This window comes from Nocardioides marmoriginsengisoli, assembly GCF_003725695.1.
GTDB classification, from domain to species: Bacteria; Actinomycetota; Actinomycetes; order Propionibacteriales; family Nocardioidaceae; genus Marmoricola; species Marmoricola marmoriginsengisoli.
The window spans coordinates 257,558-273,010 of the sequence record NZ_RJSE01000007.1; the positions used below are offsets into that span (position 1 = coordinate 257,558).

13 protein-coding genes are annotated in these 15,453 nt (G+C 71.1%); 10 read left to right on the top strand and 3 right to left on the bottom strand.

All coding sequences use genetic code 11. The annotated features are described in order from the left end of the window. Positions 1–123: 123 nt before the first annotated feature. The 8 genes from EFK50_RS09890 to EFK50_RS09925 all read left to right on the top strand — a co-directional run bounded on the left by EFK50_RS09890 (position 124) and on the right by EFK50_RS09925 (position 10,104). The gene (locus EFK50_RS09890) at positions 124–741 is read left to right on the top strand and encodes a TetR/AcrR family transcriptional regulator (RefSeq protein WP_246004109.1); all 618 of its coding nucleotides are present in this window, start codon (positions 124–126) and stop codon (positions 739–741) included. Beyond that, positions 738–1,526 (top strand): TIGR03084 family metal-binding protein, encoded by a 789-nt coding sequence (locus tag EFK50_RS09895; RefSeq protein WP_123227407.1) that lies wholly within the window; start codon positions 738–740, stop codon positions 1,524–1,526. Before EFK50_RS09890 ends, EFK50_RS09895 begins: the two co-directional genes overlap by 4 nt. Then, complete coding sequence (locus EFK50_RS09900) at positions 1,523–3,271, top strand: acyclic terpene utilization AtuA family protein (RefSeq protein ID WP_246004110.1); 1,749 nt, start codon at positions 1,523–1,525, stop codon at positions 3,269–3,271. The genes EFK50_RS09895 and EFK50_RS09900 overlap by 4 nt, the downstream gene beginning before the upstream one ends. Positions 3,272–3,320: 49 nt before the next feature. Next, a complete protein-coding gene (locus tag EFK50_RS09905) occupies positions 3,321–4,463 on the top strand; it encodes an acyl-CoA dehydrogenase family protein (protein WP_123227408.1) in 1,143 nt (380 codons plus the stop codon). Between the two features lie 83 nt (positions 4,464–4,546). Beyond that, positions 4,547–6,127, top strand: a complete 1,581-nt coding sequence (locus EFK50_RS09910; protein WP_221177417.1) for an acyl-CoA carboxylase subunit beta — start codon at positions 4,547–4,549, stop codon at positions 6,125–6,127. Between the two features lie 10 nt (positions 6,128–6,137). After that, positions 6,138–8,168, top strand: a complete 2,031-nt coding sequence (locus tag EFK50_RS09915; RefSeq protein ID WP_123227410.1) for an acetyl/propionyl/methylcrotonyl-CoA carboxylase subunit alpha — start codon at positions 6,138–6,140, stop codon at positions 8,166–8,168. Continuing rightward, positions 8,165–9,331 (top strand): acyl-CoA dehydrogenase family protein, encoded by a 1,167-nt coding sequence (locus tag EFK50_RS09920; protein WP_123227411.1) that lies wholly within the window; start codon positions 8,165–8,167, stop codon positions 9,329–9,331. The genes EFK50_RS09915 and EFK50_RS09920 overlap by 4 nt, the downstream gene beginning before the upstream one ends. Before the next feature lie 26 nt (positions 9,332–9,357). Continuing rightward, positions 9,358–10,104, top strand: a complete 747-nt coding sequence (locus EFK50_RS09925) for an enoyl-CoA hydratase-related protein (RefSeq protein WP_123227412.1) — start codon at positions 9,358–9,360, stop codon at positions 10,102–10,104. A 27-nt stretch (positions 10,105–10,131) separates the two neighbouring features. Here the strand turns inward: EFK50_RS09925 and EFK50_RS09930 are convergent, their stop codons facing one another. From EFK50_RS09930 to EFK50_RS09940, 3 genes are all read right to left on the bottom strand, one after another. Beyond that, on the bottom strand, positions 10,132–10,722 hold the full coding sequence (locus EFK50_RS09930; protein WP_123227413.1) for a hypothetical protein: 591 nt from the start codon (positions 10,720–10,722) through the stop codon (positions 10,132–10,134). A 129-nt stretch (positions 10,723–10,851) separates the two neighbouring features. After that, entirely contained in the window at positions 10,852–12,585 is a 1,734-nt protein-coding gene (locus EFK50_RS09935; protein WP_123227414.1) for a carboxypeptidase-like regulatory domain-containing protein, read from the bottom strand. 54 nt (positions 12,586–12,639) lie between these two features. Next, complete coding sequence (locus tag EFK50_RS09940) at positions 12,640–13,872, bottom strand: cytochrome P450 (protein ID WP_221177348.1); 1,233 nt, start codon at positions 13,870–13,872, stop codon at positions 12,640–12,642. A gap of 53 nt (positions 13,873–13,925) precedes the next feature. Here EFK50_RS09940 and EFK50_RS09945 point away from each other — a divergent pair, with 53 nt between their 5' ends. Further along, entirely contained in the window at positions 13,926–14,525 is a 600-nt protein-coding gene (locus EFK50_RS09945; protein ID WP_123227415.1) for a TetR/AcrR family transcriptional regulator, read from the top strand. A gap of 12 nt (positions 14,526–14,537) precedes the next feature. Continuing rightward, entirely contained in the window at positions 14,538–15,416 is an 879-nt protein-coding gene (locus EFK50_RS09950; RefSeq protein WP_123227416.1) for a polysaccharide deacetylase family protein, read from the top strand. Positions 15,417–15,453 lie beyond the last annotated feature (37 nt).

Sequence of the window (15,453 nt, forward strand, 5' to 3'; positions counted from 1 at the left end):
CGGTTTCACCACGGCTTCACCCTGGTTTCACCGGCTCCCGGGGCTCGTTCGAGGTCCTCCGGGTGTCCACCAAACTAAAAGTCAGGCTTGACTGTTTGTTGTGGTTGGGCCGACGATGGACCGGTGACGTCCACCCGGGTACCGCAGGAGGAGCGGTCGCGCTCGATGCGCCTCCGGCTCCTCGAGGCGACCGTGCAGTGCCTCGCCGAGCACGGCTGGGCCGGTACGTCGACCACGCTGATCTCGCAGCGGGCCGGAGTCAGCCGCGGTGCCCAGCTGCACCACTTCCCGACCAAGACCGACCTGGTGGTCGCGGCCGTCGAGCACCTGACGCTGGTCCGCGGCGACGAGCTCGCCCTGGCCGCGGCCGCGCTGCCCACCGGTCCGCGCCGCACCCGCGCCGTCCTCGAGATGCTCGGTGACCACTTCACCTCCGACGTCTTCGTCGCCGCCCTGGAGCTCTGGGTCGCGGCCCGCACCGACCCGGCGCTGCTGGCCGTGGTGGGTCCGTTCGAACGGGTCACCGGCCGGGAGACCCACAAGCTCACCGTCGAGATGCTCGACGCCGACGAGTCGCAACCCGGGAGCCGCGAGCTCGTCCAGGCCACCCTCGACCTGATCCGCGGCCTCGGTCTGGCCAACACGATCAGCAACGACCAGGCGCGACGGTCGAGGATCCTCGACCGCTGGGCCGCCGTACTCGACGACGAATTGCCGCGTCGGAGCAAGGAGCAGGGATGAACGCCGTACTGGAAGCCGTGCTGGTCGACCTCGGTGCCGAGGGCGACGGACTGGCAGCGCTGGTGGCACCGCTCGACGAGGCCGGCTGGCGGACGGCGACGCCGGCCGAGGGGTGGGACATCGCGACCACGATCGCGCACCTCGCCTGGACCGACGAGGCGGCGATCGTCGCGGGCACCGACAAGGAGGCCTGGGACGCCGGCGTCCTGCGCGCGATGGCCGACCCGCTCGGGTTCGTCGACGCCGAGGCGTTCGCGGCGGCCGAGAAGCCCGGTGCCGAGATCTTCGCCTGGTGGCAGGTCGGCCGCCCGGCCCTGGTCACGATGCTCCGGGACTACCCGGAGGGCCAGAAGCTGCCCTGGTACGGACCCCCGATGAGCCCGGCCTCGATGGCCACGGCCCGGTTCATGGAGACCTGGGCGCACTCGCTCGACGTGCACGACGCCCTCGGGATCGCCTACGAGCCGACGGACAGGATCCGGCACGTCGCGCACCTGGGCGTGCGCACCCGGAACTTCTCCTTCGGCGTGCACGAGCTGCCGCCGCCGGCCGAGGAGTTCCGGATCGACCTGGTCGCGCCGTCCGGCGAGGTCTGGTCCTACGGCCCGGAGGACGCGGGCCAGACGCTGACCGGATCGGCGTACGACTTCTGCCTGCTGGTCACCCAGCGGCGGCACCGCGACGACCTGGACCTGGTCGCCACCGGAGCGGACGTCGACCGGTGGCTCGACATCGCCCAGGCCTTCGCGGGCCCGTCCGGCAAGGGCCGGGAGGCGTCGGCGTGAGCATCGTGCGGATCGGCAACTGCTCCGGCTTCTACGGCGACCGGCTCACCGCGATGCGGGAGATGCTGGAAGGCGGCGAGCTGGACTACCTGACCGGCGACTACCTCGCCGAGCTCACCCTGCTCATCCTCGGCAAGGACCAGCTCAAGGACTCCTCGCTCGGGTACGCACGCACCTTCGTCGCCCAGGTCGCCGACACCCTCGCGCTCGCGCTGGAGAAGAAGGTCCGGATCGTCGCGAACGCGGGCGGGCTCAACCCGGCCGGGCTCGCGACCAAGCTGACCGAGGTCGCCGCGTCGCTGGGTCTCGACGCCAGGATCGCGTACGTCGACGGGGACAACCTCGCGCCCCGGGCCGCCGAGCTCGGCCTCGGCAACGCCCTCACCGCCAACGCCTACCTGGGTGCCTTCGGGATCGCCCGCGCCCTCGAAGCCGGCGCGGACATCGTCGTCACCGGCCGGGTCACCGACGCCTCGGTCGTGGTCGGGCCGGCGATCGCGCACCACGGCTGGACGCCCACGTCGTACGACGAGCTGGCCGGCGCCGTCGTCGCGGGCCACATCATCGAGTGCGGCACCCAGGCCACCGGCGGCAACTTCTCCGGGTTCCTGGACCTGCCGCGCAGCGCCGAGCCGCTCGGCTTCCCGCTGGCCGAGGTCGCCGCCGACGGCTCCTTCGTGGTGACCAAGCACGCCGGCACCGGCGGGCTGGTCTCGGTGGACACCGTCACCGCGCAGCTGGTCTACGAGATCCAGACGACCCGCTACCTCGGGCCGGACGTCATCACCGACCTCTCCTCGATCCAGCTCGCCGAGGACGGCGCCGACCGGGTCCGGGTCAGCGGTGTCACCGGGACGCCGCCGCCGGCGACGCTCAAGGTCTGCGTGAACGAGCTCGGCGGCTTCCGCAACCAGATGGAGTTCGTGCTCACCGGGCTCGACATCGACGCCAAGGCGGCCTGGATCCGCACCCAGCTCGAAGCCCGGCTGGCGGTCAGCCCGCCGGCCGAGGTGCACTGGTCGCTCGGCTCCCGGCCGGCTCCGGACGCCGACACCGAGGAGGGCGCCTCCTGCCTGCTCCGGGTCACCGTCAAGGACCCGTCCGCGGACGCCGTCGGCAAGCCCTTCACCGCGGCCGCGGTCGAGCTGGCGCTGGCGTCGTACCCGGGCTTCACGATGACCGCGCCTCCGGGCCGCGGGTCGCCGTACGGGATCTACCGGCCGGCGTACGTCGACCGTGCCGAGGTCACCGAGACGGTGCACCTGTGGGACGGGACGACCGTCGCGATCGCTCCGCCCCCGGACGTCGCAGCCCCGGACGTCGCAGCCCCGGACGTCGAGCCTGTCGAGACGCCTCCGGACGTCGAGCCTGTCGAGACGCCCGCAGCCGACGCCCCGACCTCGATCCACCCGCTCGGCACCTTCGTGCACGCCCGGTCCGGCGACAAGGGCGGCGACGCCAACGTGGGCCTGTGGATCGGTGGTGAGCGAGGCGAGCTGCGCGACCGGCGGATCGGCTGGCTGCTGCACCTGATCACCCCGGACGCGATCAAGCAGCTGCTGCCGGAGGCGGCGGACCTGGCCGTCGAGGTCTACCCGCTGCCGAACCTCGGCGGTGTCAACGTCCTGATCCGCGGGCTGCTCGGCGACGGTGTCGCGGCGAGCACACGGTTCGACCCGCAGGCCAAGGCCGTCGGCGAGTGGCTGCGGTCGCGGCACGTGCACGTCCCCGAGGAGTTGCTGTGATCACCGGTTGGTCAGATCCGTCCGCCGCATCGGCCCAGAGGAGCCCGGCATGACCGTGTACAACGAGGACCGGCTCGCGCTCCAGGCGAGCGCGCGCACGTTCGTCGAGCGGGAGATCGCCCCGCACCTCCAGGAGTGGGAGGACGCCTGCGAGATCCCGCGGTCGCTCCACCAGGCCGCGGCGAAGGCGGGACTGCTCGCGCTCGGGTTCCCCGAGGAGGCGGGTGGCGACGGGGGCGACCTCGTCGACGCGACCGTGATGCAGGAGGCGTTCTTCGCCGCGGGTGCCTCGTCGGGCCTGATGGCCGGTCTCTTCACCCACGGCATCGCACTGCCGCACCTCGTCGCGAACGGGAGCGCCGACCTGATCGACCGCTACGTGCGCCCGACGCTGGCCGGCGACCTGATCGGGTCGCTCGCGGTGACCGAGCCGAACGGCGGCTCCGACGTCGCGGGCATCACCACCACCGCGGTCCGCGACGGCGACCACTACGTCATCAACGGCGCCAAGACCTTCATCACCTCCGGTGTCCGCGCCGACTTCGTGACCACCGCGGTGCGCACCGGCGGACCGGGCCACGCCGGCCTCTCGCTGATCGTGGTCGACAAGGGCACGCCCGGGTTCACCGTCGACCGGTCGCTGAAGAAGATGGGCTGGCACTGCTCCGACACCGCCGAGCTCGGGTACGCCGACGTACGGGTCCCGGTGACGAACCTCGTGGGCGAGGAGAACCAGGGCTTCTACTACATCGCCGAGCAGTTCGTCGTCGAGCGGATCGGCCTCGCGGTGCACGGCTACGGGATCGCCGCTCGCGCGCTCGAGCTCACTGCCCAGTACTGCCGCGACCGGCAGACGTTCGGCAAGCCGCTGATCGCCAACCAGGTCGTCCGGCACAAGCTGGTCGAGATGCGCCGGCTGGTGGAGATCTCGCGCAGCTACACGCACGAGGTGATCGCGCGGCATGCCGCCGGTGAGAACGTGATCGCCGAGGCCTGCCTCGCCAAGCAGACCGCCGTCGAGGCGTGCGAGGCGGTCGTCGACGCGGCCGTCCAGCTGCACGGCGGCACCGGCTACATGCACGGCACCGAAGTGGAACGCCACTACCGGGATTCGCGGATCCTGCCTATCGGAGGAGGAGCAACAGAAGTGCTCACCGACCTTGCCGCCCGACTGCTCGGGTACACCTCATGACCACGACCGACACCACTGCCGCGGACGCAGCGAGCCCGGACGTCGAGCCTGTCGAGACGCCTGAACCCAGCCGCCGCGACTCCATGCTCGCCAAGCTCGCCGACCTGGACGCCGAGCACGCGAAGGCGGTCCTCGGTGGTGGCGAGCGCGCGATCGAGCGGCACCACAAGCGCGACAAGCTGCTGCCCCGCGAGCGGATCGAGCTGCTCATCGACCCCGGTACGGCGTTCCTCGAGCTCTCCCCGCTGGCCGGCTGGGGCTCGGACTTCGCCGTCGGCGCGAGCGTGGTCACCGGCATCGGCGTGATCGAGGGCGTCGAGTGCCTGATCACCGCGAACGACCCCACCGTCAAGGGCGGCGCCTCGAACCCCTGGACGCTGAAGAAGGGCTTCCGGGCCTCGCAGATCGCCGAGGAGAACAACCTCCCGACGGTCGCGCTCGTCGAGTCCGGCGGCGCCGACCTGCCCACGCAGAAGGACATCTTCATCCCCGGCGGCAAGATGTTCCGCGACATCACCCGGTCCTCGGCGGCCCGGGTCCCGACGATCGCGCTGGTCTTCGGCAACTCCACCGCCGGCGGCGCCTACATCCCCGGGATGAGCGACTACACCGTGATGGTGAAGGAGAAGGCGAAGGTCTTCCTCGGCGGTCCGCCGCTGGTGAAGATGGCGACCGGCGAGGAGTCCGACGACGAGTCGCTGGGCGGTGCCGAGATGCACGCCCGGATCTCCGGTCTGGCCGACTACCTGGCCGTCGACGAGCATGACGCGATCCGGATCGGCCGGCGGATCGTCGCGCGGTTGAACCAGCAGAAGCGCGGGCGCGCTGCGGGCGTCTCGACAGGCTCGACGTCCGGATCGGTGACCTACGCCGAGCCCGAGGCCGACCCCGAGGAGCTGCTCGACCTGATCCCGACCGACCTCAAGGAGCCGTTCGACCCCCGCGACGTGATCGCCCGGATCGCGGACGGCCGGTCGGCGACGAACGGTGCCGTCTTCGACGAGTTCAAGCCGCTCTACGGCAACTCGCTGGTGACCGGCTGGGCGAAGATCCACGGCCAGCAGGTCGGCATCCTCGCCAACGCCCAGGGGGTGCTGTTCTCCGAGGAGGCGCAGAAGGCGACCCAGTTCATCCAGCTCGCCAACCAGGTCGACGTGCCGCTGCTCTTCCTGCAGAACACCACCGGCTACATGGTCGGCGCGGAGTACGAGCAGGGCGGGATCATCAAGCACGGCGCCCAGATGATCAACGCGGTCAGCAACTCGAAGGTCCCGCACCTGACCGTGGTGATGGCGGCGTCGTACGGGGCGGGCAACTACGGCATGAACGGTCGCGCCTTCGACCCGCGGTTCCTGTTCACCTGGCCGAGCGCGAAGTCCGCGGTGATGGGACCGGCCCAGCTCGCCGGCGTCCTGGAGATCGTCGCGAAGCAGTCCGCCGAGTCCAAGGGGCAGGAGTTCGACGCCGAGGGGTTCGGCGCGATCAAGGCGATGGTCGAGGCGCAGATCGAGGAGCAGTCGATGCCGTACTTCCTCTCCGGGATGGTCTACGACGACGGCGTCATCGATCCGCGGGACACCCGCACCGTCCTGGGCATCTGCCTGTCCGTGATCAACAACAAGCCCATCGAGGGCACGGACCGCTTCGGCGTCTTCCGGATGTGAAGGAAACCCGATGACTGTCATTGCGAAGATCCTGGTCGCGAACCGAGGCGAGATCGCCCGTCGCGTCTTCACCACCGCCCGGCGGCTCGGCATCGGCACCGTCGCGGTGTACTCCGACGCGGATGCCGGGCTGCCGTTCGTGGCCGAGGCCGACCTGGCCGTACGGCTCCCGGGCAACACTCCCGCCGAGACCTACCTCCGCGGTGACCTCGTCATCGAGGCGGCGAAGAAGGCCGGCGCGGACGCGATCCACCCCGGCTACGGCTTCCTGTCCGAGAACGCGGACTTCGCCCGGGCGGTGATCGCGGCCGGGCTGACCTGGATCGGCCCGACGCCGGAGTCGATCGACTCGATGGGTTCCAAGATCGCCGCCAAGGAGCTGATGGCCGCGGCCGGCGTCCCGGTCTTCGGGCAGATCGACCCGGCCGACGCGACCGAGGCGGACCTGCCGCTGCTGGTCAAGGCGTCCGCCGGTGGCGGTGGCCGCGGCATGCGGATCGTCCGTTCGCTGGGCGACCTGGCCGGCCAGGTCGAGCTCGCGTCGACCGAGGCGGCGTCCGCGTTCGGCGACGCGACCGTCTTCTGCGAGCCGTACCTGGAGAACGGCCGGCACGTCGAGGTCCAGGTCGTCGGCGACACCTTCGGCAACGTGCTGGTCCTCGGCGAGCGGGACTGCTCGCTGCAGCGCCGGCACCAGAAGGTCGTCGAGGAGGCGCCGGCGCCGGGGCTCTCCGACCAGACCCGCCGGACGCTCCACGAGGGCGCCGCGCTGGCCGCGAAGGCGATCGGGTACGTCGGGGCCGGCACGGTCGAGTTCATGGTCTCCACAAGCTCGACCTCCGGTGGGCAGGAGCGTGTCTCCTTCCTGGAGATGAACACCCGCCTCCAGGTCGAGCACCCGGTCACCGAGGCGGTCTTCGGGATCGACCTGGTCGAGGCGCAGGTCCGGGTCGCCGAGGGCGGCACCGTCCCGGAGGCGCCGACGCATCCGCGCGGGCACGCCGTCGAGGTGCGGCTGTACGCCGAGGACCCGGCCGCGGACTACCAGCCCCAGAGCGGCCTCCTCGACGCATTCGACATCCCGACCGACCTCGCCTTCGACCAGTTCACGACCTACGGGACGCGGCTGGACAGCGGGTTCGTCTCCGGCAGCGAGGTGGGCACGCACTACGACGCGATGCTCGCCAAGGTGATCTGCTGGGCACCGACCCGCGAGCTCGCCCTGCGCCAGCTCGCCGGGGTGCTCCACAGGTCGCGGTTGCACGGCATCCGCACCAACCGGGACCTGCTCGTCGAGCTGCTCGGCCACCCCGACGTGGTCGCCGGCCGGATGACGACGAACTTCCTGGCCGAGGCCGAGCTCGACGCCCTCGGCGGGCGGCACGTCCCCGGCCGGCCGGCCGACCAGGGCTGCGCGCTGTTCGCCGCCGCGGTGGCGCTGGTCGGGGAGTCGGTCCGGTCGCGCCGCGTCCAGCAGGCGATCCCCGCCGGCTGGCGCAACGTCTACTCGGGCCCGCAGGTCGAGACCTTCGACCTCGACGGCACCGAGATCCGGGTCGGCTGGCGCGATGCCCGCGGGGTCCTGGAGTTCGTCGACCTGTACGGCGAGGTCACCGGCGCGACGGCCACGATGCCCGAGGAGATCGCCGGCGGGTGGCGGGTCGTCGTCGAGCACGACGGGCTGCTCCGCGCGCACGACGTGTTCCTGAACGCCGACCGGGTCGACGTACAGGCGCCTTCGGGGCACGTCGCGCTCCGGCGGGTGCCGCGGTTCGTGGACCCGGCCGAGCAGGTCAGCGCCGGGTCGCTGCTGGCGCCGATGCCCGGCACCGTGATCGCGGTCCAGGCCGAGTCCGGCGCCGAGGTCGAGGCGGGGCAGACCCTGCTCGTCCTCGAGGCGATGAAGATGCAGCACTCGATCACCGCCCCCGGTGACGGCGTCGTGGAGATCGCCGTGAAAGTGGGCCAGCAGGTCTCGGCGGGCGACGTGCTCGCCGTCGTCACGTCAGAAGAAGAGTCAACCAACGAGGAGTCCGCATGAGCACCGTTCCGTTCACCGAGCCCGACGAGCGGGTCGCGCTGCGTGAGGCCGTCGCCAAGCTGGCCGGCAGCTACGGGCACTCCTACGTCGCGGAGAAGACCCGCAACGACGAGAAGCTCACGGAGCTGTGGTCCGACATGGGCAAGCACGGGTTCCTCGGCGTGAACATCCCCGAGGAGTACGGCGGCGGTGGCGGCGGGATGGCCGACCTCGCCGCGGTCCTCGAGGAGGCCGCAGCGGCCGGAGCCCCGTTGCTGATGATGGTGGTCAGCCCGGCGATCTGCGGCACGATCATCACCCGCTGCGGCACCGAGGCGCAGAAGCAGGACTGGCTGCCGAAGATCGCCGACGGGTCGATGATCATGGCGTTCGCGATCACCGAGCCGGATGCCGGCTCGAACAGCCACCAGATCACCACCACCGCCACCAAGGACGGCGACGAGTGGGTGCTCAAGGGTCAGAAGGTCTTCATCTCCGGGATCGACGAGGCGGACGCCGTCCTGGTGGTCTCGCGCACCGCCGACGCCAAGACCGGCAAGCTCAAGCCGGCGCTGTTCGTCGTACCGACGGACGCCAAGGGTCTCGAGTGGCAGCACATCCCGATGGACTTCCACGCGCCGGAGAAGCAGTTCCAGGTCTTCATCGACAACGTCCGGCTGCCCGCCGACGCCCTGATCGGTGACGAGGACGGCGGCCTCTGGCAGCTCTTCGCCGGCCTGAACCCGGAGCGGATCATGGGCGCGGCGTTCTCCAACGGGATGGCGCGCTACGCGCTGGACCACGCGGTCGAGTACGCGAAGACCCGGAAGGTCTGGAAGGACGTCATCGGCACCCACCAGGGCATCGCGCACCCGCTCGCCAAGGTGAAGATCGAGCTCGAGCAGTCCCGGCTGGTCATGCAGAAGGCGGCCGCCCTCTGCGACGCCGGTGACGACATGGGAGCCGGCGAGTACGCCAACATGGCCAAGTACGCCGGCGGCGAGATCGCCTGCAACGCCCTCGACGTGGCGGTGCAGACGCACGGCGGCAACGGCCTCGCGACGGAGTACGGGCTCGGCAACTTGCTGATCGCGGCCCGCCTCGGCAGGATCGCTCCGGTCAGCCGGGAGATGATCCTCAACTTCGTGGCGATGCACTCCCTCGGACTCCCGAAGTCCTACTAGGCCCACTCAACATGGTTGGAGAGTCTGTGACTGAGGAACTTGTTCACCTGGCGACAGCGGGCGGGATCGCGACGATCACACTGGACTCGCCGCACAACCGGAACGCGCTGTCGCGGCAGCTGGTCAGCGAGCTGTTCGACCGGCTGGAGGCGACGGCGACCGACGACGCGGTCCGGGTCGTGGTGCTGCGCTCGGCGGATCGGGTGTTCTGCTCCGGTGCCGACCTCAGCGAGGCGGCCGGCGGGTCGATGACCGAGGGCGCCGGCGCGCTGGTCGAGCTGCAGCGGGTGATCCTGACCCACCCGAAGCCGATCGTGACCCGGCTAGGCGGCCCGGTCCGGGCGGGCGGCCTGGGCATCGTGGCCTCCAGCGACCTGGTGATCTGCGGCGACGACGTCACCTTCGCGCTGACCGAGTCCCGGCTGGCCCTCGCACCCGCGGTGATCTCGCTGACGCTGATCCCGCGGCTGACCAGCCGGGCGGCGTACGACACCTTCCTCTCCGGCCGGACCTTCGACGCGGCCGAGGCGGCCGGGATGGGTCTGGTCACCCGGAGCGTCCCGGCGGCCGAGCTCGACGCCGCCGTGGACGAGGCCTGTGCCGAGCTGCTGAAGGCGCACCCGCAGGGGCTCCGCGAGACCAAGAAGATCCTGGCCCGCGACCTGCTGGCCTACCTGGAGGCGAACGCCGAGGAGATGATCGCCCTCAGCGCCCGCCTCTTCGGCTCCGACGAGGCCCGCGAAGCGATGGTCGCGTTCCTCACCAAGAAGTAGGCCGTCGAGTAGCCCCGTCGCACCCGGTCAGCGGTAGACGCGACCGGTCAGGGCGTTGGGCGAGTCGAAGGTTCCGCCGGTGACCAAGGCGTCGTCGAAGTAGAGCTGGTTGCCGTCGTACGACGTGATCGCTCCGGATCCGATGCGCACCCACGTCGGGTTGCCGAGGCACTTGCTCGGTACGACGGCCAGGACGGTGTTCTTCGCGTAGTCGATCGTGTGCGAGGTGGAGCAGCGGGCCTTCTTGCCGGCCCAGGTGTACAGGGTCGCCTTACCCTTCCAGGATCCGGGCAACGCCTCGATCTGCAGGATGCGGGCGCGGCTGCCGGTGCGGATCTCCAGCTGGTGGAGCTGGTAGCCGGAGCGGACCAGGTCGCGGTAGCGGGTCAGCACCCGGACGCTCTTCTTGGTGTGCGTCACCTTGACGCCGGTCGCGTCGCCCTGGGCGCGATCGGGAGCCGGTGCCGCCTCCCCGACGACGTCGCCGTCCTTGTCGAGCTTGACGACCTGCACGTCCCCGCGGGCGTCGCCCCGGACGATCGTGTCGGCGCTCGCCGCGGTCGGGATCGCCAGCAGGGCAACGGTGGCGATGGCAGCCAGGGGGCGGTTGAGCTTCATGGATCCTCCTCGTCGTGTGCAGCAAGGGTCTGCACCTCCGGGGGAGGGTAGCCGGGATTCCGATTTCCGGGTCTGCTCAGTATCAGAAATCTGGGGACAACGCGACGCGGGCACTCTGCGGCGTACCCGCTAGCCGGCCCGGCGCGCCTTCCCGAACGAGATCGCCCTGGCTCGGGGCAGGTAGCCGGGGGCGGTCACCGTCACCCGCAGCACCACGGTCTTGCGCAACCACGACTTCCTGACCTTCAGCCTGGTCGTGGTCGCTCCCTTGACCGCCTTGCCGCCGACGTACCACTGGTAGCCGGCGCGGAGCCCGTGGGCGGTCGTCGAGAACAGCGTCCTGGTCACGGCGACCCGGCGCCCGATCCTGGCCGACGCGGCCCCCGTCTTGGCCGACCACGTCCGCACCCACGAGGCGGGCATGGCCGGCCAGGAGGCCGGTGCGGTCGCCGACGAGACGACCACGCCGGGGCCTTGGAACCACGGGGTGCACAGGTCGCACCCGGACGGGCGGTTTGCGGACACTTCGACGCTCAGGCGGCGGCCGACGTCGGCCTTGGTGACCCGGTAGGACGCCTGGTTCGCGCCGGGGATCGTGCTGTTCGCCCGCAGCCAGCGGTACGAGTACGTGTAGGTGGGGTAGGTCGGTCGCCACGCCCCGGTGGTCGCGGTCAGGGTGCCGCCGACCACCGGCGCCCCGGCGATCTTCGGCAGGGCCACGTTCAGCGGCGTGGTGTTGACGACGGTGACGGGCGCCGACTGGATCGGGGTGCCGTTGTAGGCCCAGGCGCCCTTCGGCACCGCGCGCACCGAGAACGTCTGCTCCCAGCCGTCGTCGTCGCTGTTCAGGACGTAGGTCGGACCGGTGACGTCGAGGACCTCGCCGCCGCGCACCCACCGGTACTCGGTGCCGACCCCGGGCTGGGACCACACCACGTTGGAGTGGGCCGTCAACGTGCGTCCCCATTCCGGGCTGCCGCCGATGGTGGCCGTCCCGCTGGCGTAGCCGATCTCGTGCTTGAGCTGCAGAGCGCCGAGATCGGTGTCCGGGTAGTTCCACCACGGGAGGGCGAGCAGCCCGACCGAGCCGGTGCCGAAGTCGGCGCCGGCGCGCCCCGCGGTGGACTGGCTCAGTCCGCCCGTGGACTGCGAGAACGCATAGCCGTGCCCGGCGTCGACGAGTCGCAGCGCAGACTTCACGCTCCACCTGGGAGCGATGAGCTGGAACGCGAAGGATCCGTCGGCGGAGACGGTCCTGGTCGGGACCGAGTCGAGCCGGTACCAGCCGCCGGAGACGTCGTTGCGCCAGTAGGTCTCGTCGTTGACCCACAGCTCGACCTTCATGCCGGCCACCGACTCCCCGGATGGCGCGACCAGGTGCCCGGACAGCTGGTACGTCGGCTGCTCGGACAGCACCGGGACGGCGCCGAGCGCGGTGGCCGCGCCGTCGACGACCGAGATGCTCTGGGCACCGGTGATGACGGGCTGTGAAGCAGCGATGCGGACGCAGGTGCCGGTCGGGGCCTGACCTGCGCCGGACCACCAGTAGTCATGACCGCTGCAGAGGTCCAGGTCGGTGCGGTAGGTGCCGAACCCGACGTAGTAGTCGCCGGTGCCGAGGCCGGTGAGCTGGTAGGCGCCGGTGGCGTCGGTCCACGCGGAGACGGCCGACGTCTGGTTCGGGTCGTCGGTCCGTGTCGCCAGCACGCGGACCGTGCGCAGGTCGTACCCGTCGGGGACGGTGACGGTGCCCGTGATCGACCCGGTGCCGCCGGCGGCGCGAGCGGGGTCGGCGGTGACGGCGAAGGACGCGACGACCATCGCGGCGACGGCGAGCAGAGCGGTGCACAGGCGGGATCTCACCGGATCATCATCGGAGCGGGTGCACCGGCGAGTCCTCAGGGAGCCTCCCTGAAATCAGCCGTGCAGCGACGCCGGGAGGCTCAGCCAGCCGCGGACGAAGGCCGAGGGGTGCCGGACCCCGGCCGCCGGGTCGACGCTGACGTCCGGGTAGCGGGCCAGCAGCTCCTCGAGCGCGACCCTGGCCTGCAGCCGGGCCAGGTGGGTGCCGATGCAGAAGTGCGGGCCGCTGCTGAAGGCGAGATGCCGGGTGAACTCGCGACGTACGTCGAGCGCGTCGGCGTTCGGGCCGAACTCGCGGGGGTCGCGGTTGCCGGCGCCGTACAGCATCAGCACCTTCTCGCCCGCGGGGATGGTGGTTCCCCGGATCGTGACGTCTCGGGTCGTGGTGCGCGCGAGTCCCTGCACCGAGGACTCCAGCCGGAGGAACTCCTGGATCGCGGGCGAGAGCAGACCCGGGTCGTCGAGCAGGAGCTTGCGCTGCTCGGGTGCCTGGTCGAGAAGCATCACGGCGTGCGAGATCAGGGCCGCGGTGGTGTCGCTTCCGCCGGCGGTCACCACGAAGCAGAAGCCGAGGATGTCCCAGTCGGTCAGCCGCTCGCCGTCCAGCTCGGCGGCGACCAGGGCACCGATCAGGTCGTCGGTCCCGCCGCTCGCGCGTCGCTCGGCGATCACCTCGGAGAAGTACCCGAGCAGCTCGGCGACCGCGCCGATGCCGTCCGCCTGCTCCGGATCGTCGAGCCCGCCGCCGTTCAGGGTCTGGTCCTGCAGCGCGGTCACGTGCTTGACCCACGGGCCGAAACGCACCCGGTCCGGCTCCGGTACGCCGAACAGCTCGGCCAGCACGAAGGTCGGCACCGTCGCCGAGTAGTCCTCGTGCAGGTCGATGGTCTCGCCGGCCGCGGCACGGTCGGCGATCTCGTCGAGCCGCTCGCCCGCGAACCGCCGGATCGCGTCCTCCAGGCGGGTGACCTGGCGGGGCGTGAACCCGCGTCCGATCAGCCCGCGCAGCCGGGTGTGCTGGGGCGCGTCGACCATCACGATGTTCGGGGGCAGTCCGAGGGTGGCGATCTCGTCGGGGAAGAACGTCAGTCCCTGGGCGGAGGAGAACGCGTCGGCCTGCCGCACCGAGGTCCAGATGTCCTCGAACCGGGAGAGCGCCCAGAAGGGCGGCGTACGGTCGCTCCCGAGGTGGTGGTGGACGGGTTCCTCGTCCCGCAGCCAGGCGTAGGTGGGGTAGGGGTCGGCCAGGAAGTCGACGTCCAACGGGTGGTAGGTCAAGGTGTTCACGACCGCCTTCTAACGGAGTCCGTTACTAAGATATCTCGTTAGTATGCGGAACTGTGGCCCGCGACGCAACCGAGACCCGAGCCCTGCTGATCCGCGCCGGCGAGAGGCGGTTCGCCCGGGACGGGGTCGCCGGAGCGAAGCTGAGCGACATCGTGCGCGATGCAGGCCAGCGCAACGACTCCGCGGTCGGCTACCACTTCGGATCGCGGCAGGGCATGCTCACCGCGATCGTCACCAAGCACATGGCCGCCATGGAGGCCGATCGGGTGGTCCCGGGGCCCGACGCGGCCCTGGTCGAGGTGGTCGCGGCGATCGTCGATCCGACGGCGGCGCTGCTGGCCACCGAGGACGGCCGGGACTTCCTGCGGATCATCGAGCAGCTCGCCGCCTGGTCCGGCCTCGGCACCGCGCGGCCCAACGAGGTCCTGACCGGCACCGTCCTCGGTGCCCAGCTCGGACGGCTCAACGACCTGCTGGAGCCCCGGTTCGGGCCGGTTCTGACCCGCGAACGCGTCGCCCTGCTGGTGACCTTCCTCACCGCCGCGCTGGCCGAACGGGCTCGCGCCCGCGAGAACGGCACCCGGCAGCGGCTCAACCACGAACGATTCGTCCAACACCTGGTGAATGTGCTCAGTGGAGCTCTCTCCGCCTGAAACCCTGAGGGCATGCAGCACCGCTTCCTCACCCGGCGCAACGCCCCTGCCCTCCTGATCGCCGCACTGGCTCTGACGGCCTCCTCGCTGGGCCTGCACCCGGCCTCGGCGGATCCGGTCGAGCGGACGGTCTCGGGCGCATCGGAGCCGGTCGCCTCGGTGCTGCCGCAGCCGGTACGGCGGCACAAGCTCCCGCGGGCGTGCCGGTCCGGCCTGGTGGCGCTGACCTTCGACGACGGGCCCTCGAAGTCCGTGACACCCGGCCTGGTCAAGATCCTGCTCAAGCGGAAGGTGCCGGCCACCTTCTTCATGGTCGGTTCCCGGATCCACAGCGCACCGCAGACCGCTCGGCTGGTGCAGCGCTCCGGCTTCACGATCGGCAACCACACCTACACGCACGCGCAGCTGACCCGGCTGAGCGACTCGGGCGTCCGGCGCCAGCTGCGCAGCACCCGCCGGGAGATGCGCGAGCACAAGATCACGCCGAGCGACCTGATGCGACCGCCGTACGGCGACATCAGCAAGCGGGTCCGTCGCGACATCCGCGGCCTCGGCCTGGTCCCGGTGCTCTGGACGATCGACTCGCGGGACTGGGCCGGCGGCACCCCGGGCCAGATCGCCGACCGGGTGCTGCGCGGCCTGCGCCGGCACCAGAGCAACATCGTGCTGCAGCACGACGGGGTGAACAACTCGCCGAACTCGGTCGCCGCCGTGCCGAGGATCGTCAAGGAGGCCCGCAAGCGCGGCTTCTGCTTCACCCACATCGGCCCGCGCGGCGGCCCGGCGCTGCCGCAGTCCGCGACCCCGAAGCCGCCCGAGCCCCCGAAGCCCGCGACTCCGGCTCCGACCCCGACGCCGCTGCCGATCTCGTTCCTGTCGCTGAAGAACTAGCCCCGGCGTGCACCCGGTCACCGGGGCTCCGCCGTCC

What these genes read in the sequence shown, in the direction of transcription:
- EFK50_RS09915 (WP_123227410.1), top strand. Translation starts at nt 6,138, where the DNA reads ATGACTGTCATTGCGAAGATCCTGGTCGCGAACCGAGGCGAGATCGCC.
- EFK50_RS09920 (WP_123227411.1), top strand. Translation starts at nt 8,165, where the DNA reads ATGAGCACCGTTCCGTTCACCGAGCCCGACGAGCGGGTCGCGCTGCGT.
- EFK50_RS09950 (WP_123227416.1), top strand. Translation starts at nt 14,538, where the DNA reads ATGCAGCACCGCTTCCTCACCCGGCGCAACGCCCCTGCCCTCCTGATC.
- EFK50_RS09930 (WP_123227413.1), bottom strand. Translation starts at nt 10,722, where the DNA reads ATGAAGCTCAACCGCCCCCTGGCTGCCATCGCCACCGTTGCCCTGCTG.
- EFK50_RS09905 (WP_123227408.1), top strand. Translation starts at nt 3,321, where the DNA reads ATGACCGTGTACAACGAGGACCGGCTCGCGCTCCAGGCGAGCGCGCGC.
- EFK50_RS09910 (WP_221177417.1), top strand. Translation starts at nt 4,547, where the DNA reads ATGCTCGCCAAGCTCGCCGACCTGGACGCCGAGCACGCGAAGGCGGTC.
- EFK50_RS09895 (WP_123227407.1), top strand. Translation starts at nt 738, where the DNA reads ATGAACGCCGTACTGGAAGCCGTGCTGGTCGACCTCGGTGCCGAGGGC.